This window comes from Enterobacter sp. ENT03 (genome assembly GCF_019218745.1).
Classification (GTDB): Bacteria; Pseudomonadota; Gammaproteobacteria; order Enterobacterales; family Enterobacteriaceae; genus Enterobacter_D.
Window position 1 is genome coordinate 53582 of sequence record NZ_JAHUXA010000001.1, and the last position, 26754, is coordinate 80335.

Here is a 26754-nt window from a genome sequence, read left to right on the forward strand (position 1 = left end):
TTTCTCGCCGTCATGGATCACGCTTCGCGTTGACGTGAAGTATTAAAAAAAAAGCCGCCGGCGCGCAACGCTCACTTTAGATAGGGTAAATGGTATGGATGTTTCTACGTTGTTGCCGCTGATCGGTATACCGATAGTGGTTATAGGTTTTGCACTGCGCTTCAACCCGCTGCTGGTGGTCGTGATAGCGGGGCTGGCTACCGGTCTATTAGTCGGCATGGATTTTGGCATGCTGCTGGAAACCTTCGGTGAAAAATTTGTCAATAGCCGCTCGCTGGCGACCTTCATTCTGATCCTGCCGGTGATTGGGTTGCTGGAATATTACGGGCTGAAAGAGCGCGCCCAGGCCTGGGTGGCAAAGATTGCCAGCGCCACCTCGGCCCGTATTCTGATGCTCTATTTTGTGGCGCGCGAGGGTACGGCGGCGCTGGGACTGATGTCTCTTGGCGGTCATGCGCAAACGGTGCGTCCGTTACTGGCACCGATGGCCGAAGGGGCGGCGCTGAATGAATACGGCGAGCTGCCGCAATCAATCCGCGACAAGATCAAAGCGCATGCGGCGGCGTGCGACAACATTGCCGTGTTCTTTGGCGAAGACATCTTTATTGCGTTTGGCGCGGTGCTGCTGATCGATGCGTTCCTGAAGGAGAGCGGCATCGAGGGGATTGAACCGCTGCATATCGGCCTGTGGGCGATCCCAACCGCCATTGCAGCATTGATTATTCATATGACACGGTTGCTGCGACTTGATGCCAGTATTCGTCGCGACGTCATGGCATGGCGCGCGGAGCAGGGCACACAGGAGGTGGCGCGATGAGTACGTTAATCACCATTAACCGCGTTTATTACCTGATCGGCTTTGTCGTGATGCTGCTGGTTATTATGACGCTGCGCGATCGCGCTAACACAAAACGTTTTACCACCGCGCTGTTCTGGTTTTTATTCGGCGGCATTTTCCTGTTTGGCGATCTGATGGTGCAGGAGTTGGGCAAGTCGCTGGCCTACCGGATCATCGGCGGTGGCGTGATTGCCATTGCTTTACTGGCGGGTTTTGGGCTGGTGGGGAAAGGGCACTATAAAATGTCGAGCGATGAAGAGCGCGTGGCTTCATCACAGCGGCTGAAAAACTGGCTATTTTTACCGGCACTGATGATCCCCGTGGTGACGGTTATCGGCACCCTGTTCCTGAAAGGGGTGTCGGTGGGCGGCGTCTATCTGCTCGATCAAAAACAGCTTACGCTGGCCGCGCTGTGCGTTGCCTGTGTCGCGGCGATCCTGACCGGATGGTGGCTGACAAAGGGCACGCCGCTGCACGCGATTCGCCAGTCTCGCCGTCTTGTGGATACCATCGGCTGGGCGGTGATCCTGCCGCAAATGCTCGCCATGCTGGGCGGGGTGTTTGTGGTCGCTAATACCGGTGAGTCGGTGCAAAAGGTGGTGAGCCTGTTCGTCGATCCTGACAATCGCTTCCTGCTGGTGGTGATTTACTGCCTGGGCATGGCGCTGTTCACCATGATCATGGGTAACGCCTTTGCGGCATTCCCGGTGCTGAGCGCGGGGATCGCCTTGCCATTCCTGATCAACGTTCACCACGGAAACCCGGCACCGCTGCTGGCGATCGGCATGTACGCCGGTTACTGCGGCACACTGATGACGCCGATGGCGGCGAATTTCAATATCGTTCCCGCCGCGCTACTTGAACTGAAAGATAAATATCAGGTTATCAAGATCCAGATCCCCACGGCGCTGACGCTGCTGGTGGTGAACGTGTTTTTAATGTATTTCCTTGTGTTTCGCTAAGCGCGGCACGGAATTAAGGAGCGGTTATGGAATTAACGCAACATCAGGCCGATGCTTTCGCCAGAATGCCTTTAACGTATTTGCGACAGGAATACCCAAACCACATCATGCATCTTCTTAATGATGATGGTGATGTATTATCGCCGCGTCAGATGCACCCGATTTTTTATGGCTGCTTTGACTGGCACTCGGCGGTGCACGGCTACTGGCTGCTGTTACGCTGTGTTCGTCTGTACCCGGAACTGCCGTGCCGGGATGACATCATCGCGCTGTTTGACGAGCACATAACGGAAGAGAAGGTGGCGCAGGAGCTGGCGTATTTCAACGCGCCGTTCCGCGCGTCTTTTGAACGCCCGTACGGTTATGGCTGGTTGCTGGCGCTGGCACAGGAGCTGAAGCAGTCGTCACTGCCGCAGGCACCAGCATGGCATCAGGTACTTGAACCGTTAACCCAGGATATTCGCCACCGGCTGATGGCGTATCTCAGTAAACTCACTTACCCGATCCGCGTAGGCACGCATTACAACACGGCCTTTGCCCTGGCGCTGGGAGTGGATTATGCCCGGGAACTCAAAGACCGTACGCTGGAAGTGGCCATTGTCGAGGCGGCTACGCGGTTTTACCAGGCCGACACGAATTATCCCGCGCATTATGAGCCTGGCGGTGATGAGTATATTTCCGGTGCATTAACCGAAGCGCTGCTGATGAGTAAGGTCGCGGCTCATTTCCCGGCATGGTTCGATACGTTCTTACCCGATGTTGAGGCAGTTTCAGCACTGATGAACCCGGCGGAAGTCAGCGATCGCACCGATCCGAAAATTGCGCATCTTGATGGCCTGAATCTGAGCCGCGCCTGGTGTATGAAACATATCGCAAAAGCCTTGCCAGAAAACCATGCCGCCCAGGCGCCGCTGCGTAACGCAGTGGATCGCCATCTGGCGGCCAGCGTGGAACATGTGGTGGGCAGCCACTACAGCGGTGGCCACTGGCTGGCCAGTTTTGCGTTGTTGGCGCTGGAGTAAAAGGCAGGGCGCACGTTATCTGTTATCCGCATCATCAAAAGCCCCGGTAGAAGGGGCTTTTTACATTGTGATAGGCAGCGAGATAACCACAAAGTTATTAACGGAACGGAAAAATCTGCGGCTCATTTAATTTACGTTTATCCGACCACGTTTAACATCATGCAAATTTATCTGTGATACCGTGCCCGGCCATTATTGGCTGGCGTCGATAAGTATCATCTTATCAAAGAGTCAAAATCTGCCATGATGCCCAAACTTACGTTGACCGATGATGATTTACTGGCCAGAGGTAATGACCGTTACGTTTTTCAGCATCCGCAAGATAGCCGACTGTTAATCAAAGTTGTGATACCCGGTATTCCGAAATACAAAAGCAAGATTCGTGAGGTGTACCGGGAGTTAAAAGAGTGCAAACCACGTAACGATGTTGATGCACTGTTTCTTCAGCGCATGCAAGGACTGGTCGAGACAAATAAAGGTATCGGGCAAGTGATCGTCAAAGAAGCGGACGAGCAAAATAATATTGCCCGCACGCTTTACCAGCTTGCGAAGGACCATGAGCTTGACGCGGAAAAGTTAAGTAAGCTCAACGCATTTTTAGCGTGGTTCGTGAATACCGACGTTATTATCAACTCATTGCACTGTAAGAATATTGTGTATGCCTGGGATAGCGCACGTCAGGAGTATCGCTTCAAAATCATCGATGGCTTCGGGGATAAAACCTTTATCCAGCTCAGTAAGCTTTCAGGCGCGATACGCGATAAAAATAAAATTAAGTGCCTCAAGCGTATGCTGCGGGATCTTCACAACATTCAGTAAACGCAAGCGGGGTGCAGGTGGGAGGGGGTATGAGTGAGCGGTCTGCGCCCCATTTTAGTTCATGGGTATGTAACCAGTAGCTCATGAAATACACAATTCTTCAGTTCTCAATTTATGAAATTATCTTTCACATAGTGTGATGTGAATAATGATTTCGAGCTTCTGATGACAAAGTCCTGAGTGAAATCTTGTTCTAACGGAAGTAGAACGGCAAACGAGACAATTAATACCATATTCGCCGCAGTAGCGAATGATCTCAGTAATAAAATTTGCATAAATTTCACTCCCTTTCGTCTTAACTCCCTGTGATGATTATGGTTATGGAGATTTAACTTAAGGGAAGAGGATGCAGATACGTTATCCGGTACGGAAAGCTGACGGACGGGACTATAAGAACTATGACGAGTTACAGACCGACATCCGTAAAAACGCTCACGGTTGGTGGTTACTCGGCATGAGTCATTACTGGCACGGGGGGATCCACATCGGGACGTCATCCTCTCCGGCCTCAGTGCTGGATCAGGATACGCCGGAAAAATCCGTGCCGCTCCAGTTCATGATGAACGGCGAGGTGGTGGCATGGCGGGTTAACCGGGATTACGCAAATATTGACTGTTACCTGGAACGCCCCCTGCGCCAGTCCGGCACCTTTGTTCTGGTCAAATCAGTGTACAAGCCAGACGAGCAGGATGAATTCTCCTGCTGACGCTGTACCAGCTTTACATGCACATCGCACCATTGTCGGAATTTCCGAAACGCCCGCTTCACCGGGTCACGCCGAAGGGACACGGCGTGCGGATGCGCAAACACTCCCGCTACGATGACAGCCGTGAAATCGTGCCGGACGTGCTGGCAAATAAACACGGCCACGCCAGAACGCTGATGCAGGGTGACACGCTTGCCGTGCTGCAACAGAAATCTTTTTTACTGGAACAACAGCCGGAGCCGTTCGCTCTGGTGCAGCGTCTTCAGGACGGTAAACCCGCAGGCAAGCTGTTCTGGGTCTCGATGCGTCCGGAATTTCTGGAGCAAGATGGCGACTGTTACGTGTGCCTCCCAGACTGGATGCACAGCGCACTGAATCACGGCGTATTTGATGATGTGGTGGTGCCATCTGTTCCGCTGAAAGTCATGGTGAAAGCAGGGGATCCGGTCGGGTTCCTCGGCGCTCAGGATCTGGCTGACGAAGATAACTATCCGCAGATTATTACCACGGACTATAAAGCCCATATCGAGCTGCTGAGCCCCGATGAGCATGTGCCGGATGTGGTGGCAAACGTGAAGGGCATCAAAACGGGCAAACAGTTCATTAAGCTGAAGCTGAAACGGCCGCTGTACCTGCGAAACGGGGAGGGCGAGGAAAGTACCTTTGAGCAGATGAGCGCTATTACCCGTGCCGATGCAGGGAAAATTATTCCGCGTGATGCCACGTACCCGTTTATGGATAAAACCGGGGTCACATACTTTCAGATCCGCCCGCATACGTGGATGCACCAGGACGATGTGGAACAGCTCAGCCAGCATGATTTAGCCGGATTGGACTTTGACTGTATTGAAGCTGAACACACAACCGATTTTACCCGCACGTTGGATGAACGCTGGTTTATTGATGCCCTGAAAAGCATCAGCTCGCACTTTGATAGCGAAAAAGGACCTGCATCAGCACAGGCAAAAATGTTTTATGACAGCCTGATCCACAATGCTGAAAACAGAAGACCGCCCAGCCCGTATCCCGATAAATCTCAGGACGAACTGCTGTTCGGCGCACTGCATACCAATCAGATGAACATCCCGGAATATGCGCGGCGCCTGATAGTGAAGCATGACAGCGACTGGCACAGTACCCGCGAAGATACACGCTGGTCATCGGTATTTAAGGCCAGGGATGAAAGCCCGGTTGTGCAGCAGGCCAACGGGGGATTTCTGGACGCCACGCGCTGGATGGATAAGGTTCCGCCGTTCGCCAGTCAGCGGTCAGTATGGCATTTTCATCCACTTGAGTTCTTATATGTAATGTCCGGTGATGATGATATGGATATCAAATGGTTAACTGTACCTAAAGGTCAGTTAACATTTGATGCTGAGGGGAATGATAATAACGACAGTCCTTATTTCAGTCGTCACATTCATTGGCCTGGAGGTGTATCAGGGATAACTATTGGACGAGGATATGATTTAGGACAGCAAAATGATCCATCATCAGATTTTGACTCTATTGAATTAAGTCAACCGTTAAATAATTGGCTTGTAGAATCAAAAGGCATGTCTGGTTTGGATGCTAAAAACCGTTATAAATCAGCGGATAGCAGCATCAGTGATTATGAGATAACAAGAAAACAGCAATATGATCTTTTTGTCATTACTTACAATAGGTTAGAGGAAGATGTAAAAAGAATATGTCAAAAGCCTGATACTATTAGGGTGTATCATCCGAATCTAAATACCACTCCAGAACAAGCATGGAATGATATTCCAGAAAAAATAAAAGAGGTGCTTGTAGATCTTAGATATCGTGGGGATTACACGCCTCATGCTCGTTCTTTAATTCAGCGGCATGCATATTCTGGGGATTTATCTTCATTCGGTCAGGTATTATCAAATAGGAATCAATGGTCAAATGTTCCACAAGATAGATTTTTAAGGAGAGTTAGATTTTATGAAAATTAAATATATTTTGTTCGCTTTGTTTGCTTCATATTCTGCGGCAAGTGTTGCCGCATTTTCTGAGGAAGAAAATAGCCAGCTTGCAGGTATTAATGAGAAAAGATCAGGGGAAGTAAAAGCGGCATTAGATAAATTGAACAAATCGGTTGATGCACAGGTCGATAACAACCCAGAACGTAAGCACTTGATTCTGGCTTTGAAAAAGTCATGGGGAGATATGATTGTTAAAAAGTGCCAATTGGAAACGATTGATTCCAAAGGAACTGATGCAGAAACAGCTGAAGTGAGCAATTGCCTTCTAAAAAGCTATCAGGAAGAAATGAAGTATTTCGATGCAATGCTCCCGTAATATTCACTTATTGCCTCGAGAACAAAATCAGAAGATGGGGCAGAATGTTTAACATTAGCCAGAGCTGTAATTGGCGGCCAGCGTACAGCATGTGGTGGGCAGCCACTACAGCGCGGGGCACTGGCTGGCCAACTTTGCTTGATGCCGCTGGAGTAAAGGCAGGGCAGAGACGGCAGGAATAAGGGGTTCGGCGATACCAAACCCCGTCGGGATCACGCGCCAAATGCGCCGTCAATGGTGTGCATGGCGCCGGTCACGAAAGAGGCTTCCGGCCCGGCGAGCCAGGCTACCATACCGGCCACTTCTTCAGGTCGCCCGTGACGTTTGATGGCCATAAAGCTGTGCATCAGATCTTTCATCGGGCCATTTTCCGGGTTAGCGTCAGTATCAATTGGGCCAGGCTGAATGACATTAACGGTGATACCGCGTGGACCAAAATCTCGCGCTAAGCCACGAGCCAGGCCCTGTAACGCGGATTTACTGACAGCGTAAGAGGCCATGCCAGCAATGGGCATCCGATCGCCATTGACCGATCCCATAATAATGATGCGTCCTCCTTCCGGCATTTGCCGCGCGGCCTCGACGGCAGCGTGATAGGGCGCATGGATGTTGATGCGAAACAGACGATCCACAGCATCACTATCCTGCTCAAGTGCGTCACCGAAAAGCGCAATACCGGAGTTCACCACCAAAATGTCCAGCGGACCGGCTGTACGAACCAGATTGATCACCGCGTCGCGATCGGCGCTGTCAGCCTGTACCGTTTTGCTGCCCGTTTCTGCCGCCAGTTGCATTGCTGCGTCCTGCGACCCGGCGTAACTAAAGGTGACTGATGCACCTTCGGCGGCAAACCGACGGACGATGGCCGCGCCGATACCTCGGCTGCCACCAATAACGAGAACGGATTTGTGTTGAAAAGAAGTCATGTGCGTGTCCTTGTGGTATTGTAGTGAGCATTACAATATTCGACGGTCATGCAGCCTGTCAAGGAGTTATGTAGTGGTCACTACAAAAGCAAGTAAAACCCCGGGGCGTCCCCGCAAGTTTGATGCTGAGCAGGCGATCGCCACAGCGCAAAAACTCTTTCATTCAATGGGATACGACGCACTCAGCGTAGCGGATCTCACGAAAGCGCTGGGTATTAATCCTCCCAGTTTTTACGCCGCGTTTGGCAGCAAGTTCGGCCTGTATCAGCGCGTGCTGGCGCGTTACTCCCGCCAGGACGCTATTCCGTTTGCCGACATTTTACGTGCAGATCGTCCGGTGGCGCAGTGCCTGACCGAGGTGCTGAACGAAGCCGCGCGGCGGTATGTTGCAGATCCGATCACCAGCGGCTGTATGGTGGTTGAGGGCACGCATTGTGATGATCGGGAAGCGCGCGATGCGGCGTGTGAACTTCATCAGGCCGCAGAAAGAATGATCCGCGAATTTATCGCGCGTCAGTATCCTGAACAAGCCGAACGGCTAACCGATTTTATAGCCACGGTGATGGCCGGGCTTTCTGCCAGAGCACGGGCAGGATACAGCGAAGCGCGATTGCGGGAAACGGTACGCATGTGTGCCGCGGTGCTGGAACAGGCGCTGCCGGTTGATGCTGGCGCGAGACAGGAATGATGCGTTCCAGGCCTGAGGCGTAAAACATTTTCCTACAAACCCGGCAAACATGCCGGGTTGGTTATTAACGGTAAACGACAGATGCGGGCGTAATCATAAAGGGTGGGGCTGAGTTGCAGGCGGTGCGCGTGACCCTAAATACAATTTAACATAATATACATTATGCGCACTGTTGATGTGGTAGTTAAATGCTGAGGTTTAATCCCGGCCCAGATATGTCATAACTTTCCAGCCTTGCGGCCGCGCAGCGTCGCATCCATCCATCTGAGCTGGTCAGTATTCAGCACGATTGCTTCAATGACCTTCTTCAGGTTCATCAGATCGGGCTGCAATCTTTTCATCTTGTCCAGGACTGACATTCCGTATCGTCATGACGAGTACTGTTTTTCTGTGGCGGTATCCTTCCTGCTCCTGCCTGCGGGATCCTTTTTCCCATGAATTCAGGAAACAAAAAAACCCGCTCAAGGCGGGTTTTTTATCACGTTTACTTATCTGCTCAGGCTCTGGCCGTCATCGCTATCGTAAGTGTTCGTGGCATTATCGGCTCTTACAGCGCGATAACGTTAGCAGCTGCCGGACCTTTGGCGCCATTCTCGATAGAGAACTCAACCTTCTGCCCTTCGTCCAGCGTCTTGTAATCGTTGCTCTGGATAGCAGAAAAATGTACGAATACATCTTTGCTGCCGTCTGCTGGCGTAATGAAGCCGAAGCCTTTTTCAGAGTTAAACCATTTTACTAAACCAGTCATTTTATTAGACATAGATACTTCCTTTAATTTTCTTGAGCCACAGATTGTGGCGAACATGGCCTGCTTGCAGATGAGGACTTATTGGGCACTTAGGAGGAGGCTCATGCAGAAGAGTATCTAAGGATAACGCTTGAACTGAGGACTGCTTTACTAAAACTGCTTTCATAAGGTCTGTATGCCAAACCGATGACGCATAATGGACTGTTATGGGTTGTGAAGCAAGATTAGTTTTGTCAATGTTTTGCGCGGGAAATTTACAATTCGAGGAGGTGTTTGAGTAATCTTAAAAGCCCTGACCATTGCAGTCAGGGCTTTTAAGGTACTATGGACTTCAGAGTTAACATTAATGGACTTAATAGAGTGATACTACTATTTATACTGCTTTTAAATGCACCCGTTTACTACAGATAATATTGGGCATTAAGACTAAAAAACCTCCCACTATTTATCTCGTTAAACACCTGCCTGCGCTTTTTAAAGCTAAGCGTGGCAACTTAAACAAGTACATCCCCATCGCGACATATACTCTTTGATGCGTTGCCCTTTGCCGTTACGGTTACAAAAAATAAGCTAAACCGCCAGCATGTACTACAAAAACAAGGCCTTACATCGTCGCGTTATCACTACCATTTTGCGAATCAGCACAATCACTACGAGGCCTGAAAGCATACTGCATCCCAAACTACAAACTTCGTGGCCTTTATAGCAAAATGGCTTACCCCAGTATTTCAAACTATTCACTAAGGACTTTCATTGTGCTGCTAAGTTCTAATTTACGCATTTGAACTCAGGAGTCAATACTGTTTTTAAACGCATGTTTATACTTACAGCGCCATAATAATGAGAAACCATTTACTGACGCTTAAATGAACATTGCCTCTACTTCCACTTCGACCACGGCCCGTCATCCGCTTGAGACGAAACCTTATCCCCAAGCGTACTGACGTAAAGATCTTCCACTTCCTTTCGTGCCCAGGGGGTACGGCGCAAAAATTTCAGGCTTGATTTGATACTGGGATCTTTTTTGAAGCAGTTGATATTTATGCGTGCGGCCAGCTCGTCCCAGCCAAAACGGGCGACAAGATCGGTTAATAAGGCTTCGAGCGTAACGCCGTGCAGCGGGTCTTTGGAAACATGTTCAGCCATGATGATCCCGGAGAGAGTAAATTTCTGCACACCATACTGCCCTGCGCGGCGTAATGCAATTCAAGCCCCCTGTTTGGCTAGCGAATTTGGGTCTGTTACAAAGCCCGTCATCAGGCACTCAGGAGAGCCAAAGGCGATGATGCCTCCGGCTCTTTTGTTTAGCTGAATAACCGCAGCAGATAATCCAGAATCAACGACGGCAGCGTAAAGTCCGGATCCGCGAACGTCACCCCCTTCGCGCCCAGTTGCGAGAAGATGGGCAACGTCAGCGCCGGTAACACACACAGCAGCAATCCATTAATACTGCTGGCGATCACCGCGCCACGGAACCCGCCGGTCGCATTCCCAAAAATAGCTGCCGCGCCGCCGGTAATGAAGCTCGCCATGATCCCCGGCACAATAATCGGCAAGCCAATAAACGGGAACAAGAAGATACAGACCAGTTCAACGGCGAAGCTTATCAAAAAGCCAATCAGCGTGGCGTTAGGCGCTTTGGTGAACAGCACCATAACGTCTACGGCCGGAACCGCACCCGGTGCAAAAACGCGGGCGAAACCTTTAAAAGCCGGCACGATTTCAGCGGTGAATAAATTCACCCCTGCTTTCGCAAGATAAAGGCCGCAGGCAAAAATAGCCGACTGTTCCAGCACAAAGATAACGACGTTCTTATCCCCTGCCCCTGCACCATATACCACGGTCATTGCATCTTTGATCTGCGGTTGCGTGGCAAAAACACAGGAAATCAGCAGTAGCACCAACATTGTTAACAATGTTGCAATATTAGGCTCACGGATAAAATCGAATTTATTACTGATATTTAAGTGCTCAGTATCGCTTTTTTTATTACCGAACCATTTCCCCATATAAGAGCCAATCACATAGGAAGAAATAGCGGCATGCGAAATAGCGTATTCATTAGAACCGATAATTTCACGGCTGAAGCGGCTGAGGATAAACGGCGATACGGCCATATAGGTGCCAATCAGCAGTGAAGCGATGACAACCATCATGGTATGACTGAAGCCGAACTGCATCAGCACTGCCGTAATGGCGAAGGCCATAAACAACACCAGATGCAGGGACAGATAGATGTACTTGCAACGGGTAAATCGCGCCAGCAGTATATTAAGTATCATAGAAAACAACAGGATAAGTGCAGCGATTGAACCTAACTTATCAATAGTTGCCGCCATAATGGCTTCGTTGCTCGGCACCACCCCAACAATATTAAATGCGTTTGAAAACAGTGAACTAAAAGCGGTCAGCACTTTCATTAAAATGCTGCCGCCCACTTTGATCATCGTAAAACCGATAAAAGATAAAAAGGTTCCCGTAATCAAACGGGAAATTGACGCTTTTTGAAATAACAATCCGAGAAAGGCAACGATTGCTATGATAACGGCGGGCGTTTTAACAAGCCCTAAAAGTATATCCATTATTATCATCCCAGTAGGTACGACTGATTACACCATTATGTCGGGCTCCATGCAAAGAACCCGCGGAGATACTATCACTGGCGATCAACATCGATCTGCTATACACATCACAGTTGAAATAATATATACGCAAAACTAAAACATTATTTCATTTGAGTTAATGATAATTGTATGGATGATTTGATATGCTTAGTTAATATATTGTTACTACCATTCTAGTCATCTAATAAAAGCGATTTTTATTTAAAAAAAAGCATGCGCGAAGGCATGCTTTAAGCGAAGAGAAAGGATGTTAACCCGGTGGTGTAATGACGAACGCACGATCGCGCCCTTTGATTTTCGCCGCATAGAGCGCTGAGTCAGCCCCCTCTTTGATCATGCGCGCATCGTCTTCAGTGCCGGTACCCACCAGACTGAAGCAGCCAGCGCTGATAGTGACCACCTGACGCCCCGTTGATGAATGTTCGTGCCTGATCCGCGCATAGCGCACCGCGTCCACGGCGTTCTGCGCCAGCATAAAAGCTTCTCGCAGATCGGTTTCTGGCAGCACAATCGCGAATTCCTCTCCGCCATAACGGGCGATCAAATCACTCTGACGTAAATTCAGCTGCATCAGTATTTCGGCAACCTGACGTAAACAGTTATCCCCCGCCACGTGGCCGTAGTGGTCGTTATAGCGTTTAAAGAAATCAATATCGATCATGATAAGCGACACGGGCTGCTGCGTATGGACAGAGGTTTTCAGCGACTGGGTCAGGAAGAGATCGAACTGGCGACGGTTAGCCAGCCCGGTGAGACCATCCGCCAGTGCCATCGTCTGTAAGGTGTGATTAATACTGGTCAGCTCATCCCGCAGCATGGTCAGTTCGGTCTGGTCACGCACGTTGCGTCTCACCTGGCGAAACACCAGGGCGCCCATGATCACCGTCGCGAGCAACAGCATGGCGTTGAGGATGATGTCGGGCAGGCTCTCTTTTAGCCAGCTTTGCCACAATGCCGGTTTGTCATACCCCGCCGCGACGACCAGCGGGAAGCGCTCAAGGCGCGCATAGCCATAAATACGCTCGACGTTATCCAGCGCCGATTTCCAGGTCGCATTGCCGCGATCGTGTTTAGGGAGTTCACGAGTAAACAGCGGACTGGCAGAAAGGTTGCGGTTAATGACATTGTTATCAAACGGTCGCGCATAGAGCGCCGTGCCGTCGGTGCTAAGCAGGGCCAGTACATCACGCTGCCCCATCTCAAAGTAGTTATAGAAGTGACGGAAATAGTCGACTTTTACCGTTGCCAGCGCCACGCCGGCAAAGCCGCCGTACCTGTCATTAATCCGTAGCGACACCGGAATAATCAGATCGCCCGTTGAACGGCTACGAATAACATGCCCGATATGCACGCTGCCGTGGCCATTCGCCCGGTGATAAAGAAAATATTCGCGGTCGGCGTTATTCGCGATGGCCGGTAATTTGCCAAAAGACGTCACGCGCATAAAACCCTGTGCATCGTAGACGAACAGACCATGCAGCTGCGGCAAGCGCTCTTTAATATCGGCGAGATAGCGATTGAATTTTTTCGGCTCCATGCCGCTGATGCCGGTTTGCGGGATATTACGGCGTATCTCACGCAGCGTCAGTTCCGCCTGCACAAAGGTATCTTCCGCCTGACGCGCCTGTGACACCGACAGGTTGATCGCGCTACGCTCCGTCTCTTTGATGGCGCGTTCCCAGGAACGGTTGAGCGTCCAGCTGCTGGTGGCGATGCCGGCGATCAGCAATCCGCCCATAAACAAGGTGATGCTGCGCCCCAGTGATGAACTGAGCGACAGTGCGCCTGCAATGTGTTTACCGACTTTCACCCTTCCTCCTGCGCCACACCCTGACTTTCAGTAAAGCACACAATGCGCTGATTTATTAACAGAATAGGCTGACATATTGTTCCTTGCTGTCAGCCTCAGTCAACGCTATCGCCCTCACCCACTGTAGATTTATGTCAAATTTATCACAGTAAAAAAACACATTTAAAACATCATTTTAAAATATTTATACGGACTGTTTACAGCCGAAAAATAAGCACCTGATATGTGATAAGGATCAACTTATTTAATGAATCTTTTCAAGGTTATGCCGTTAATAGTATGACCTTTTATAACGAAGTTACTCCCATGAAAAAATATGCACAATCAACCGTATTCACCAAATTATTAACCGGTTTTTCCGTTCTTATCGCCATGATGCTGTTATTAGGCGTGGTGGCGATTTATCAACTTCACGCCAGCAATCAGCACATTGATGCTTTCCGTGATAATCGTATGCCGGGGGTACGATCGTCGCTGGAAATGCGCGGTGTACTTTCTGAAATGCGGCTACAGCAAATTCAGTACATTAACTCCACAACCCCCGCCGAGCGGGAAAAACACCGCCTTGAGCTGCTGCAAAACCAGGAGATTTTCCTCAATGCGCAGCGGCGTTATGCGCGTCAGTCCAGCCTCACTTCGCCTGAAATGCAGGCGTTATTTTCGCAGGTGGTCAATAACTTCACGCAATTTGTCGATGTGAACGCAAAAGTGATCGACGCTGTTAATGCAGAACGTCTTGAGGAGGCCAGCCAAATAAGCGGCGCGGTGTCGTCAAAATATCGTACGCAGCTGATGAAAGATTTAGCTTCGCTGGTCGATATGGAAATTGCTATTGGGGATCAAGCCAGTCAGAAAGCCGCCAGTGGTTATAAACAGGCATTGTATATGCTGTGCGGTTTATTAATTCTTGCGCTTATTGCCACCGGTATTATCGCCGCGTGGATTTCGCGTAATCTCTCCCGACAACTGGGTGGCGAACCGGGCTATGCGGTGGAGATCATGCAGCATATCGCCGCCGGTAAACTGGCGACCCACATCGAACTTAAAGACCAGGATCAACACAGCCTGCTGGCGACCATTAAGTTTATGAACAGCAAGCTGGCGGAAATTATTCACAGCATTATCAACGGCAGCGAATCCATTTCTCATGCCGCCAGTGAAATCGCTATGGGCAACAGCGATCTGTCACAACGTACCGAAGAACAGGCCGCGTCGCTGGTACAGACCTCTGCCAACATGCAGCAGATCACCGAAAACGTGAAAAGTAACGCTGAAAACGCGCATAAAGCCAGTGAACTGGCGCGTCAGACCTCGCAAACCGCGGTTAAAGGCGGCAAAGAGGTGCACGATATGCTGCAACGCATGCACCAGATTTCCGACAGTTCACAGAAAATCGTCGATATTATTTCGGTCATTGAGGGTATCGCCTTCCAGACCAACATTCTGGCGCTCAATGCTGCCGTAGAAGCCGCCCGCGCCGGTGAACAAGGCAAAGGCTTTGCGGTGGTTGCCGGTGAAGTGCGTAATCTGGCGCAGAAAAGTGCCGAAGCGGCAAAAGAGATCAAAACGCTGATTGATGGCACGGTGGAGAAAATTACCGAAGGTTCACGCTATGCGGATACCGCCAGCCGGGCGATGGAAGATATTGTGAACTCGGTGAATAAAGTGACCAGCATTGTGGCCGAGATTTCGTCGGCGTCCCATGAACAGCATCAGGGCATTCGCGAGATCAGCGTCGCCATCGACCAGATGGACCAGGTCACTCAACAAAACGCCGCGCTGGTTGAACAGGCGGCGGTGGCCGCCCATTCGATGACCGAACAAAGCGAGCACCTGCGGGATTCGGTGCGCTTCTTCCAGCTCTCAGCCAGTTAAAGCCTCAGGGGGCGCAGGCCCCCTTTTCTTCACGGTCGGTGTTTCAGGGTAAGTCAGTGACAAGAGAGAGGTCGTAAGCGGTGGCGAACATAGCAACGCAGGCGACCAGCACCACTATCATTTGAACGATTCTTTCCATTGCGCGTCCCTCCTCTGTTCAAAGCTAATCTTAGGGCTAATGCAAACTAATTGCTAAGTAAATGTGGCGCATTTGTTTCACTACGTAGCCATTACGACGCTGTAGCCACAGTTTATGTTTTGAGAAGAATAAAGGATGTTGTAACTACAGGAGGGGTTAAAAAAACCCGGCCTTCGCCGGGTCAGGGTTTACGCGAGTTTGCTGCACGGCCTCAGCACAGCGGCTTCACCGCATCGCGCATACCCCGCAACAGGATTGCATCCAGATCCAGCGACACCTGCTCGACCAGACCGGTGACCTGCGTCAGATCCTGCTCCCAGTGTTCGCTCACGGACAGCACCGCTTTCACCAGTTCGCTGGTGCTGATCTGGCGATCGCCATGCTGCGCCCACAGTTTCTGATAACGCTCGATCCAGTGCGCATCATCCTGCACCGGATAGGTTTCGCCGTTGCGCTCGCCACGATAGAACGCAATCAACGCCGCCAGAGCAAAGGTCAGACGGGCCGGCAATTTACCGGTCGCCTTCTGCCCTGCCAGCAGCTGCGGCAGAATACGTGTGCGGAATTTAGTCATGCCGTTGAGGGAAATCGACAGCAGCTGGTGCTTGATGTACGGGTTACGGAAACGGCCGGTCACCGCGCTGGCAAAGGTTTCCAGCTCATCGCGCGGCAGATCCAGCACCGGAATGATCTCGTCGTAAATCGCTTTTTCCACAAACGCACAGATGTCGCTGTCGTTCATCGCCTCGCCTACGGTGTCGATCCCGGCCTGGTATGCCACCGGCACCAGTGCGGTATGCGCGCCGTTGAGGATCGCCACTTTGCGCTCTTTGTACGGTTTAATGTCATCCACAATCAGCACGTTGAGCGGGAATTTATCCAGACGCAGATCAGACGCCAGTGACTTCGGCCCCTGAATGACAAACAGGTAGAAATGCTCGGCAGTATCAAGGAAGCCATCGTGATAGCCCAGCTCAGCTTCGATGCTGGCAACCTCATCACGCGGATAACCGGTCACAATACGATCCACGAGGGTGGAACAGAAGGCATTGGTGCTGTCCAGCCACTGCACGAACGCCGCCGGTAACGCCCACTCCTGCGCATAGCGCAGCACCAGTTCACGCAGCGCATCGCCGTTATAGTCAATCAGCTCGCACGGCACGATCACCCAGCCTTTGTCTGCCGCGCCATTGAAATGGCTGAAACGCTCAAACAGCAGACGGGTCAGTTTCGCCGGGTAGCTCACCGCTGGCGCATCTTCAAACGTGTCGCCGGCGTGGTAGCTGATGCCCGCTTCGGTGGTGTTAGAGAACACAAAACGGATGTCCGGGTTGTGTGCCAGCTTCAGGAACTCATCATACTGTGTGTAAACGCTGATCTCGCGATTCACGGAGCGGATCAGACGCGCATCGCTGACGGCTTCGCCCTCTTCATTCAGCCCACGAATGATGGTGGTATACAGCCCATCCTGCGTGCTCAGGGACGGCGGGAAATCGCTCTGGATCGGACGAACGATCACAATCCCGGCATCAAGGTCGGTATGTTCGTTCAGCAGATCGATTTGCCAGTCAACGAATGCGCGCAGGAAATTCCCTTCGCCGAACTGAATGATACGTTCCGGGTACTGGGCTCCGGGAAAATCGCGACGGTTAATCGTTTTCACAATGGGTTCCTTTTTGATTAGTCATACAACCTGGGAAGATTGGTGTGATAACTTACCAGACTTTACGACTATGAAACCCTGTTTTGATCAAAATGCGTCGTCATATTGCGGCGAATGTTAAATTCTTATAAAAAATTGTCGTGCCCGTCACATTTCCGTCCGGCATCAGCGCATAACCGGGGATCTCGCCCACCCGCTGCCAGCCACAATTGGCATAGAAATATTCCGCATTGCTGCCGGTTGCCGTATCGAGAACCAGCAACGTTTTGCCATTTTCCTTTGCAATATCATCGAGTTTGTCCATCAGCACGCGGGCCACACCCTGCCGCCGCGCAGATTGGTGAACCAAAAGTTTGGCCACATCCGCACGATGTGGCTGATTGGGCGGCTGGTCGAGGATAATCTGCGCGGTACCGATAATGCGCGCCGCCGTGTTTTCGGCAATCACCAGCACCCGCTCGCCCCGCGCCACGCTCGCTGCCACTCCCTGCCAGAAACCGCTGGCGACCTCACGGGTAATGGGCAGCATAAAGCTCACAGATGCGCCGCCGCGCACGCAGTCTTCGAGCACGTCGCAGAGTTCGTCAATTCGCAGGAGGATGTCGTCGCGCCCGAGCGGGCGGCAGTGAAATGGCGTGGTCATCATGCTTTCCTTTTCAAAATGACCACTATGCTGATAACAAAATCTTAACGCAACGGTGTAGCCATAGCGTTTTCCTGTGGCTGCGCTCAGCGTGACGCGCTGTTTTTCACCTTCATGGCATACATGCGATCGTCTGCCGTTTTCAGCCAGCTTTTGATGTCCGGCATGGCCTGGTGATCGTACTCACTGACGCCCCAGGAGAACGACAATTTCCAGGGCTTTTGTGAGGAGTGATTAAAGGCCTCTGCCTGCTCAACCAGATGGGTCATCGCGACCCAGGCGCCATCTTCGGTGGTATCGGAAAACAGCACCGCGAACTCATCGCCGCCGAAGCGCACCAGCAGATCGGCCTCACGGAAACTCTCCCGCAACAGCGCCGCCACGGCTTTCAGGGCATTGTCGCCCTCTTCATGGCCCCAGGTATCGTTGATGTATTTAAAGCGATTGAGATCGATCCACGCCAGCGTCAGCGGCTCCGCCCGGCGGCGGGCGGCGGTGATGGCGAATTTCGCGAGGTTTTCAAAACCACGGCGGTTGTACAGGCCGGTCAGCCCGTCGGTTGTCGCCACGCTGATGGTGGCGAACTCATCTTCCACAATGGCGGCAAAATCTTTCAGTACCGCCAGTTCCGGCGGGGCAAACTCGCGCGGTTTCCTGTCGATAATACAGAACGAGCCCACGTTGGCCCCATCCGGCACGCGCAGCGGATAACCGGCGTAAAAACGGATAAAGGGTTCGCTGGTCACCAGTGGGTTATCGCTAAAACGCGGATCGGCCCGCGCGTCGGCCACCACCATCGGCGTGTCATTCAAAATCACGTGCCCGCAAAAAGAGATTTTGCGCTCGACATGCCCCTCCTGGATGCCGTCACAGGAGATAAAATGCAGCGCATTGTCACCCACCAGGCTGACCAGCGCGATGGGCACGTCGAACATGCGTTTTGCAAGACGGGTCAGCCTGTCGAAGCGTTCATGGGATGCGGTTTCCAGCAAACCAGATTCGTGCAGCGAGGCCATCCGTTGCGATTCGTTGGGGGGAATTTCAGGGTGTTTCATAATGCACTCTTCTCGCCAGACATGCATAAAGTCTAGCGCATTCAGCGAGTTTGTCAGTGGCAGTAGATCCGGTTTTTCCCTTCACGCTTGGCGCGATACAGGGCATCGTCGGCGGCTTTCAGCCAGTCGGCGACGTCATCCATCGCCGGGGTCGCACTGGCTATACCAATACTCAGCGTGGTACGAAAGGTGGTATCCGCGCCAATGGTCATCACCGACGCGCCGTCCATAATTCGGGTGGCGACGACATACGCCTCGTCGAGCGTCGTATCCGGCAGCAGGATCACAAACTCATCGCCCCCCAGTCGCGCCGGGGTATCCGTTTGCCGGGTCGCAACATGGAGAATTTTCGAGACCGTCACCAGCAGCATATCGCCCACTTTATGGCCGAACCTGTCGTTGACGTCTTTGAAATTATCAATATCGATAAACATCAGTACCGAGCTACGGCAGCGCTGATTCAGCGTTTCCAGCTCATGGGTAATGCGTTTTTCCAGCAGGCGACGATTGGCGATGTCCAGCAGCGGATCCATCATGGCAATACGTTCCAGCTCGCGGCTTTTCAGCCGCAGCTTACGGGCAATGGAATCCGTCAGCACGCTCAACGCGAGCATATAGATCGCCACCAGCGGCAAGGTGGCAAACATCGTGCGCTGGGAAACCCCGGCCACAAAGGGCATACCGCTCACCAGCCAGGCCAGCAGGCACACCGCCACCAGCGCGATGGCCGCTTTGCGCAGCAGTTTACGCCCACCCGCCGCCAGCCTGTCCGAGAGCAAAATAGTGGCGATCACCACCGACGGCAGCGGATTCAGTGCCATCATGGCGATCCAGAAACCGCCCGCCCCCGCATCAAACAGCAGATTCTGATGCTCCGTGGTCAGCGGGGTGGCAGCACGTCTGGCGCGGTAAAACGCGGCGGTTGGCCAGATAAAGGCATTCGCGCCGAGCAGCGCCATCATCCACAGCGGCTGATGGTGTTCCACCAGCACCGAGAGGATCGGGAAAAAGCACAGCAGCGTACCGAGGATACGCATCAGATACATGCGGCGAACGAATCGCAGCCCCGTCACTCTGGCATTAGTGTTCAGTTTATCCGATCCGTTCATGACGCGAGTCTCACCAGACAGCGCTGGCCGAAGTATTGACGTAAAGCATAGTATTGACGTGGAAAATACCTGGCAAGCCCTTTCACGGTTATACCGCCAGACAATGCACGTCACCGGGTGCACTCACGCGATTACGCCCGGCCTTTTTCGACAGATAAAGAAACGCATCCGCTTCATTCAGCAGACGATTAAACGTTTCCGTCTGCTGCCAGAATTCCGTCACCGCATGACTCAGCCCGATACTCACCGTCAGTGACAGCGTCTGTTGCCGCCAGCGAAAACGGTGTTCTTCAATGCTCTGACGAATAGTTTCCGCCAGCGCCAGCGCCTGTTGTTCATTTGCCAGGGTGGCGATCACCGCGAACTCCTCCCCGCCCATACGCGCCACGCTGCCTGCTTTCCCGACGAGCTGCTGCACCTTCTGCGCCAGCGCAGTGAGGATCCTGTCCCCGCATTCGTGACCATAGTTGTCATTAATGGTTTTGAAGTAATCAATATCCAGCAGCATGACCGACATGGTTCGCGGCGCATGGGTATCCTTCTCCTGCTGACGCAGCAGCTCATACAGCCCCGAGCGGGAATAAACCTGCGTGAGAAAATCGAAGTCCGCACGCAGCGACACCTGCTGGATCAGCGCATTAATCGCATTCACACTTACCGACACCATGATCGGGCAAATCGTCATGGTGGCGATCCCCAGACGGGCGGAAAACATCTGTGAGGTATGCAGATGTTCAGCAACAGAAATATTGATCACCGAGTTCGCCACCAGCACGATCTCTGTGGCGCCGGTGATCAGCGTCAGTACCGCTGTAGTCAGCAGCGAATAACGCACCGCACACCAGATCAGCGCCGGCAGCGGGAATGCCAGACTGCCCGCCCCGCCAATCACCACCGAGGCGGCGATACAGATCGTCAGCGTCACCAGCGGTAACAGATGCTGCACCTTAAACGGACGACGCAGCCCCGGCCAGGAAACGGCCAGAATGCACGGCAGGATCATCACGCCAGTAGAAAACTGTTCGCTGAACCAGTCGGCAAACAGCGGCCAGAACGCCTGACTGTCGATACCATAAGACGCAAAGGTGCCAAAGAACGCGCACAGCACCGAGGCCAGCAGACAGTAATTAAACAGCCGCAGGGCGATGGCGAGCGCTTCCGCTTTCTCCGGCGCATGTTTATCCCGTTGCACCAGCAGCGCAAAGGTGAGGATAAACACCATATTGGAGAAGTTAATGACGAAAGAGGTCGCCCCCCAGTCGGTGGTCAACCCGTCATACAGCAGCATCGCGATATAGCAAATGGCGTAATTATGCAGGCGGTTAAGCCAGGCAACACGCGCAAAAATACCGGCCATCACCGCATTCAGCGGCCAGAACAGCGACAGCTCTTCCACCAGCCGCAGCATCGCGCCAATGGCGTAGAACAGCGTGGTAATAAGAAACAGACAGACAGCGTTACGCAGTGGTTTATCTTCGCGAAACACACGAAAAGGCGTCTTCACATCAGGGCGCATTCAACAGGAATTCCAGACAATCGCACAGGGCGAGCATGAGGCCAGACAAAAATGGATCAGGAGCTTAACATGTCCTTAAACATCCTGATCGGCAATCGCGTCATATTCTCTGTGCGTATATCTGACGATCAGTAAACGGAACGTCCCATTCGCGTGGTTAGGGCTTCAAGCGCCGCAATGCCCGCCAGTGAATTCCCCGCCTCATCGAGTTCCGGGCTCCAGACGGCAATCACCATTTCATGGGGCACCACGGCGATGATCCCCCCGCCGACGCCGGACTTCGCCGGTAGCCCCACGCGCCAGGCAAATTCCCCTGCGCTCTGATACATGCCACTGGTGGCCATCAGGGCATTCACCTGACGGGCCTGTAACGGCGTAACTACAGGCTCCTCCAGATGCGGGGCGCGGCCTTCGCAGGCGAGAAACAGAAAGGTCTTCGCCAGTTCGGCGCAGTTCATCCGCAGTGCGCAGTAGTGGAAATAGTTTTGCAGCACGGTGGTGACATCGTTATGGAAATTGCCAAAGGATTTCATCAGCCAGGCAATCGCCGCGTTACGCGCAGAATGATCGAACTCCGAGCGGGCGACGGTCGCGTCATAGGCAATGTCCGGCACATCGCTGAGCTTACGGACAATTTCCAGCATCCGCTGACGGGGCGCGCTAAGACGACTTTGCAGCATATCGCACACCACCAGCGCCCCGGCATTAATAAAGGGATTGCGCGGAATGCCCTGCTCGATTTCCAGCTGTAACAGAGAGTTAAAAGGATGACCGGAGGGATCTTTACCGACGCGCGACCAGAGTTCATCTTCCTGATAGTGGTTCATCGCCACCACCAGACTCAGCACCTTGGAGATTGACTGAATGGAGAAACGCTCGTCGGCATCGCCCGCGGCAACATGCTGCCCGTCCACGGTGCTGATGGCGATCCCCAGCTTGTTACCGTCCACCGAAGCCAGCGCCGGAATATAATCCGCCACCTTGCCGCGCCCCAGCAGCGGCCTGACCTGCGTCAGAATAGTTTCCAGTACGTCGTTATTGATGATCATCGCCACAGCCTGCTCCTTACACCCCGGCCAGAAGAGGCCAGGAGTATACCAGAGCGGCCGTCAGGCCGGCAGACGAAAACGCGCCACCGCCTGCATCAATTGATGTGAATCATCATGGAGTTGCCGGGACGCCATCGCCGCGGTACCCACCAGTTCACCCGTATGCCGCGCTACCTGATTAAGACCGTGCAGCTGGCGGGTCATCTGGTGAATATTCTCCCCCTGACTGAGGGTAGCGGCGGAAATATCATTAAGCAGCGTGCTCAGATGCCCCACCAGCCCGGTAACCTGTTGCAAATTATCTTCCAGCCGCGTCACCGCCTGCGATCCATCCTCAATCCCCTGTAATGAATGCTGGATCAGTTGCTGAATGGTCTGCGTGGAGTGACTGCTCTTGCGCGCCAGCAGACCGACCTCTTTCGCCACCACCGCAAAGCCGCGCCCGTGATTCCCGGCATGCGCCGCTTCGATGGCCGCATTGAGCGCCAGAATGTTGGTCTGGAAGGCGACGCTGTCGATAATCGACACAATGCCGCGCATCTCGGCGGAGCGTTCAACAATCGCGCGCATCGAGGCATTGACCCTTTCCATCATGCGATCGCCCCCCGCCGCCACCTGTTGCGCCTCATCGGCCCGCTTGCTGGCAAGTCTTGCATAGCCCGTATTCCCTTCGACGTGGGATTCCAGCGCCGCGATATGCGCCGTCACTTCATCCAGTTCCTGCGCCTGCCGGGCCGATTGCTGATAAAGCTTCTGGTTACCTTCAGCCAGATGATTGATGTGATCCACCATCGAGGCGGTAGCATCGTTCACCTGCGCCACCAGCTGTAACAGCCCCTGCTGCATGGTGCTGATACTGCTGCCGAGCTGGCTGATTTCCCGGTTGAAGTACCTCACCTGTGGAAGCGGCGTGGAGAGATCGCCGGCGGCAAGCAAATTAATATGCGCAATCAGACGGCGCAGCGGCACGATCACCCAGCGGGACATGCCAAACCACACCGCCACGGCAATGCCCAGCAGTAACGCTGGTGCCAGCAAATAAAGATCCTGCAAGCCGGTGAGACTGCCCATCAGCGCCTGACGCCCCTGCTCCGCCCGTTGCTGGCTGGCCTGCTGATAGCGGGCAAAGTTCTCGTTGAAATCCGCCTGAAACGCCTGGGCGGGCACGGCAAAAAAGGCGTCAATGGACTGGGTGCGGGTCAGACCGTCGGCCTGCTCTTTAATCGCGCCGAAGAACTGCTGATAGCTGTTAATCAGCGCCTCATCGTTAACCGGGTGTAACGCCAGCCAGTCGTCCCAGGCCTTATGGGAGGTGACCAGCGCCTGCTGCGCCTCATCCATCAGACTGTGCCAGCTACCGTCAGACCCGGTGGCCTGATCTTGCATAAACCATACCCCGGCGCGGTTTAGCAAATCGCTGGCGGCGAGCAGCGCGATGCGCGACTCATCAAGTTTGACCTGCTGTTGTTGCGCCAGCTGATTGCGCTGTTCGTTATGCTGCGCTTCGTTAAGGGAGCGGGAGAGCAACAGCGAGGAGGAGATCTGGAGGGCGGAAAACAGGCCGATCACACAAAAAATACCGGCCAGCAAACCAAACTGCCGTGGGGTAAATCGCCGCGTCAGACGACGAAAAATTTGCAATAAGTTCATGATATTCTTCTGTAACCTCACAATGGGCGCGAGTCTACAAAAGATAAATGACAGTACCATGACATTGAGATTGCCATGGACAATGACATGGACATGGACATCGCCCGGCGGCGCGTTGCTTGCCGGGCCTACGGGCGAGATGTTGTAGGCCCGGCAAGCGCAGCGCCGCCGGGCAAGCTCACCAGACGCGATCCTTCCACACCGTCTGCACATTACAAAACTCATGCAGGCCGAAATGGGACAGCTCACGGCCAAAGCCACTTTTCTTCACCCCGCCAAAGGCGACGCGGGCATCGCTGGCGCTGTAGCCATTAATAAACACCCCGCCGCACTCCAGCCGCGCCGCAAAACGGGCGGCACGCGCCTCGTCGGCGGTAAAGATCGTCGCCGATAACCCAAAATCACTGTCATTCGCCAGCGCCAGCGCGTGCTCCGCATCCTTCGCCACGGTGATCGCCGCGACCGGCCCGAACAGCTCCTGCCGAAACGCCGTCATCTCAGGCGTGACGTTACCCAGTACGGTGGCCGGATAGTAATTCCCCGCGCCCGCCCGTTTCTCACCGCCGAGCAGCAAGCTGGCCCCTTCGCGCAGACTGGCTTCTACCTGCTGGTGCAGCTCGTCGCGCAAATCAAAACGCGCCATCGGGCCGAGAAACGTCTCTTCGTCCTCCGGTGCGCCCATTTTCAGCGCTGCCGCCGCGACAAACTTTTCAGTAAAGGCGGCGGCAATCCCTTCCTCGACGATAAAGCGCTTCGCCGCGGCGCACACCTGCCCGGTATTCTGATAGCGCCCGGCAACGGCGGCGTTTACCGCCAGATCCAGATCCGCATCGTTAAGCACAATAAAGGGATCCGAACCACCCAGTTCCAGCACGCATTTTTTCAGCGCTGCGCCAGCCTGCGCACCAATGGCCGCCCCAGCCCGCACGCTGCCGGTGACCGTCACTGCCGCTATACGCGGATCGGCAATCGCCTGGCTGACACCGTCATTCGTGGCATTCACCTGCGCAAATACCCCTTCCGGTATGCCCGCCTCGCGGAAAATTTCCGCCAGCAACTCTGCACAGCCCAGCACATTGGGGGCGTGTTTCAGCAGGTAGCTGTTACCGGCAAGCAGGATCGGCACCGCGCCGCGAAGGACCTGCCATACCGGGAAGTTCCACGGCATTACCGCCAGCACCGGGCCAAGCGGACGATACTCAATCACCGCCTGATTGTTTTCCACCAGCGTCGGTTCCGCCTTTAGCATCCCCGGGCCGTGTTCAGCATACCAGTCGCAGAGATCCGCCGATTTTTTTACTTCGGCGCGCGCCTGCACAATGGGCTTACCCATCTCCTGAGTTATGCATTGGGCCAGGGTTTCACCGTGCAGGCGCAGCGTGGCGCCAACCTGACGCAGCTTATCTGCACGTTGCAGCACGTCCAGCGCGCGCCACTGGTGATAGCCACGCTCGGCCTCGGCGATGGCGTTATTCACCTCGTCAGCGGTGGCCCATGGACGGGCGGCGAGGGTTTCTCCGCTGGCCGGGTTGACGGACAGCGCATGGGTGGCAGATGTAAGGGTCATCATTTTCTCTCTTATTGACTGTAAGACTTGCCCTATCCTGCCTGCCTCTGCTATTCCTGAAAACTGAATAATATTAACCGCACTGTTCACAAATTGAGAATGGCATGGATTTAACCCAGCTTGAGATGTTTAACGCCGTGGCCCGTACCGGCAGCATTACCCAGGCGGCGCAGCAGGTGCACCGCGTGCCTTCAAACCTCACCACCCGTATTCGCCAGCTCGAAGCGGATCTGGGGGTCGATCTCTTTATCCGCGAAAACCAGCGGCTGCGCCTGTCCCCCGCCGGGCACAGTTTTCTGCACTACAGCCAGCAGATCCTCGCGCTGGTGGACGAGGCACGCAGCGTAGTGGCAGGTGATGAACCCCAGGGCTTGTTCTCCCTGGGCGCGCTGGAGAGTACCGCCGCCGTGCGCATTCCGGTGACGCTGGCACAATACAATCAACGCTATCCGCGTATTCAGTTTGATCTGGCAACCGGGCCGTCCGGGACGATGATCGATGGCGTGATCGACGGGCGGCTCAGCGCGGCCTTTGTCGATGGCCCGCTGATGCATCCGGGGCTGGAGGGGATCCCGGTGTACCGGGAAGAGATGATGCTGGTTGCCCCTGGCGGGCATGCGCCGGTGACGCGCGCCGCCGAGGTCAGCGGCATGAGCATTTACGCCTTTCGCGCCAACTGCTCTTACCGCCGTCATTTTGAGAGCTGGTTTCAGGCGGATCACGCCACGCCGGGTAAAATCCATGAGATGGAGTCCTACCACGGGATGCTGGCGTGCGTGATCGCAGGCGCAGGCCTTGCGCTGATGCCGCGCAGTATGCTGGAAAGTATGCCCGGTCATCATCAGGTCAGCGCCTGGCCGCTGGCGGAAAACTGGCGCTGGCTCACCACCTGGCTGGTGTGGCGGCGCGGTGCGAAGACCCGCCCGCTGGAGGCGTTTATCGAACTGCTGAGCGAGCGGGACGCGGCGTCATAGGATTTTGCTATACCCGCGTCTGAACATTGCGCAGACCGGGGGCGGAGCGGTACGTTTAGTGTTT

The 26754-nt window shown here is 53.6% G+C and carries 24 protein-coding genes; 10 read left to right on the forward strand and 14 right to left on the reverse strand.

What is annotated here, in order from left to right:
• Nucleotides 1–94 precede the first annotated feature (94 nt).
• From KW828_RS00215 to KW828_RS00245, 7 genes are all read left to right on the forward strand, one after another.
• Nucleotides 95–817: a DUF969 domain-containing protein gene (locus tag KW828_RS00215; protein WP_218334467.1), complete on the forward strand. Its 723-nt coding sequence runs from the start codon at nucleotides 95–97 to the stop codon at nucleotides 815–817.
• Complete coding sequence (locus KW828_RS00220; protein ID WP_218334468.1) at nucleotides 814–1800, forward strand: DUF979 domain-containing protein; 987 nt, start codon at nucleotides 814–816, stop codon at nucleotides 1798–1800. Before KW828_RS00215 ends, KW828_RS00220 begins: the two co-directional genes overlap by 4 nt.
• A 26-nt stretch (nucleotides 1801–1826) precedes the next feature.
• Entirely contained in the window at nucleotides 1827–2822 is a 996-nt protein-coding gene (locus tag KW828_RS00225; RefSeq protein ID WP_218334469.1) for a DUF2891 domain-containing protein, read from the forward strand.
• A gap of 243 nt (nucleotides 2823–3065) precedes the next feature.
• Entirely contained in the window at nucleotides 3066–3641 is a 576-nt protein-coding gene (locus KW828_RS00230) for a YrbL family protein (protein WP_218334470.1), read from the forward strand.
• A gap of 346 nt (nucleotides 3642–3987) precedes the next feature.
• Entirely contained in the window at nucleotides 3988–4347 is a 360-nt protein-coding gene (locus tag KW828_RS21805; RefSeq protein WP_256349922.1) for a hypothetical protein, read from the forward strand.
• Between the two features lie 17 nt (nucleotides 4348–4364).
• Nucleotides 4365–6308, forward strand: a complete 1944-nt coding sequence (locus tag KW828_RS21810) for a pesticin C-terminus-like muramidase (RefSeq protein WP_256349923.1) — start codon at nucleotides 4365–4367, stop codon at nucleotides 6306–6308.
• Nucleotides 6298–6654, forward strand: a complete 357-nt coding sequence (locus KW828_RS00245; protein ID WP_218334471.1) for a hypothetical protein — start codon at nucleotides 6298–6300, stop codon at nucleotides 6652–6654. Before KW828_RS21810 ends, KW828_RS00245 begins: the two co-directional genes overlap by 11 nt.
• A 212-nt stretch (nucleotides 6655–6866) precedes the next feature.
• Here KW828_RS00245 and bdcA read toward each other — a convergent pair whose 3' ends face one another.
• Nucleotides 6867–7580 (reverse strand): SDR family oxidoreductase, encoded by a 714-nt coding sequence (bdcA, locus tag KW828_RS00250; protein ID WP_218334472.1) that lies wholly within the window; start codon nucleotides 7578–7580, stop codon nucleotides 6867–6869.
• 73 nt (nucleotides 7581–7653) lie between these two features.
• On the opposite strand from bdcA, the gene KW828_RS00255 reads away from it, so the two are divergent.
• Nucleotides 7654–8268 (forward strand): TetR/AcrR family transcriptional regulator, encoded by a 615-nt coding sequence (locus KW828_RS00255; RefSeq protein WP_371316064.1) that lies wholly within the window; start codon nucleotides 7654–7656, stop codon nucleotides 8266–8268.
• A 218-nt stretch (nucleotides 8269–8486) separates the two neighbouring features.
• Here KW828_RS00255 and KW828_RS00260 read toward each other — a convergent pair whose 3' ends face one another.
• The 5 genes from KW828_RS00260 to KW828_RS00280 all read right to left on the reverse strand — a co-directional run bounded on the left by KW828_RS00260 (nucleotide 8487) and on the right by KW828_RS00280 (nucleotide 13378).
• Nucleotides 8487–8627: a hypothetical protein gene (locus tag KW828_RS00260; RefSeq protein WP_218334474.1), complete on the reverse strand. Its 141-nt coding sequence runs from the start codon at nucleotides 8625–8627 to the stop codon at nucleotides 8487–8489.
• 188 nt (nucleotides 8628–8815) lie between these two features.
• Nucleotides 8816–9028, reverse strand: a complete 213-nt coding sequence (gene cspG, locus KW828_RS00265) for a cold shock protein CspG (protein WP_218334475.1) — start codon at nucleotides 9026–9028, stop codon at nucleotides 8816–8818.
• A gap of 867 nt (nucleotides 9029–9895) precedes the next feature.
• Nucleotides 9896–10162, reverse strand: coding sequence for a VF530 family DNA-binding protein (locus KW828_RS00270; protein ID WP_218335325.1), 267 nt, complete (start codon nucleotides 10160–10162; stop codon nucleotides 9896–9898).
• A 158-nt stretch (nucleotides 10163–10320) separates the two neighbouring features.
• Nucleotides 10321–11607 carry a PTS ascorbate transporter subunit IIC gene (locus KW828_RS00275; protein ID WP_371316065.1) on the reverse strand — a complete coding sequence of 429 codons (1287 nt, stop codon included), beginning with the start codon at nucleotides 11605–11607 and terminating at the stop codon, nucleotides 10321–10323.
• A 283-nt stretch (nucleotides 11608–11890) separates the two neighbouring features.
• Nucleotides 11891–13378: a diguanylate cyclase gene (locus tag KW828_RS00280; protein ID WP_218335326.1), complete on the reverse strand. Its 1488-nt coding sequence runs from the start codon at nucleotides 13376–13378 to the stop codon at nucleotides 11891–11893.
• Between the two features lie 378 nt (nucleotides 13379–13756).
• Between KW828_RS00280 and KW828_RS00285 the strand changes: the two genes are divergently transcribed.
• Nucleotides 13757–15325: a methyl-accepting chemotaxis protein gene (locus tag KW828_RS00285; RefSeq protein ID WP_218334477.1), complete on the forward strand. Its 1569-nt coding sequence runs from the start codon at nucleotides 13757–13759 to the stop codon at nucleotides 15323–15325.
• 350 nt (nucleotides 15326–15675) lie between these two features.
• Here KW828_RS00285 and KW828_RS00290 read toward each other — a convergent pair whose 3' ends face one another.
• From KW828_RS00290 to sad, 8 genes are all read right to left on the reverse strand, one after another.
• A complete protein-coding gene (locus KW828_RS00290) occupies nucleotides 15676–17127 on the reverse strand; it encodes a tagaturonate reductase (RefSeq protein ID WP_218334478.1) in 1452 nt (483 codons plus the stop codon).
• Between the two features lie 100 nt (nucleotides 17128–17227).
• On the reverse strand, nucleotides 17228–17770 hold the full coding sequence (locus KW828_RS00295) for a GNAT family N-acetyltransferase (protein WP_218335327.1): 543 nt from the start codon (nucleotides 17768–17770) through the stop codon (nucleotides 17228–17230).
• Nucleotides 17771–17856: 86 nt separating this feature from the next.
• The gene (locus KW828_RS00300) at nucleotides 17857–18825 is read right to left on the reverse strand and encodes a diguanylate cyclase (protein ID WP_218334479.1); all 969 of its coding nucleotides are present in this window, start codon (nucleotides 18823–18825) and stop codon (nucleotides 17857–17859) included.
• 53 nt (nucleotides 18826–18878) lie between these two features.
• Nucleotides 18879–19871, reverse strand: coding sequence for a sensor domain-containing diguanylate cyclase (locus KW828_RS00305; RefSeq protein ID WP_129363210.1), 993 nt, complete (start codon nucleotides 19869–19871; stop codon nucleotides 18879–18881).
• Between the two features lie 151 nt (nucleotides 19872–20022).
• The gene (locus KW828_RS00310; protein ID WP_218334480.1) at nucleotides 20023–21450 is read right to left on the reverse strand and encodes a GGDEF domain-containing protein; all 1428 of its coding nucleotides are present in this window, start codon (nucleotides 21448–21450) and stop codon (nucleotides 20023–20025) included.
• 128 nt (nucleotides 21451–21578) lie between these two features.
• The gene (glsB, locus tag KW828_RS00315; RefSeq protein WP_218334481.1) at nucleotides 21579–22505 is read right to left on the reverse strand and encodes a glutaminase B; all 927 of its coding nucleotides are present in this window, start codon (nucleotides 22503–22505) and stop codon (nucleotides 21579–21581) included.
• A 54-nt stretch (nucleotides 22506–22559) separates the two neighbouring features.
• The gene (locus KW828_RS00320) at nucleotides 22560–24149 is read right to left on the reverse strand and encodes a methyl-accepting chemotaxis protein (RefSeq protein ID WP_218334482.1); all 1590 of its coding nucleotides are present in this window, start codon (nucleotides 24147–24149) and stop codon (nucleotides 22560–22562) included.
• A gap of 178 nt (nucleotides 24150–24327) precedes the next feature.
• On the reverse strand, nucleotides 24328–25716 hold the full coding sequence (sad, locus tag KW828_RS00325; protein ID WP_218335328.1) for a succinate-semialdehyde dehydrogenase: 1389 nt from the start codon (nucleotides 25714–25716) through the stop codon (nucleotides 24328–24330).
• Between the two features lie 104 nt (nucleotides 25717–25820).
• Here sad and KW828_RS00330 point away from each other — a divergent pair, with 104 nt between their 5' ends.
• The gene (locus KW828_RS00330) at nucleotides 25821–26690 is read left to right on the forward strand and encodes a LysR family transcriptional regulator (RefSeq protein WP_218334483.1); all 870 of its coding nucleotides are present in this window, start codon (nucleotides 25821–25823) and stop codon (nucleotides 26688–26690) included.
• Nucleotides 26691–26754 lie beyond the last annotated feature (64 nt).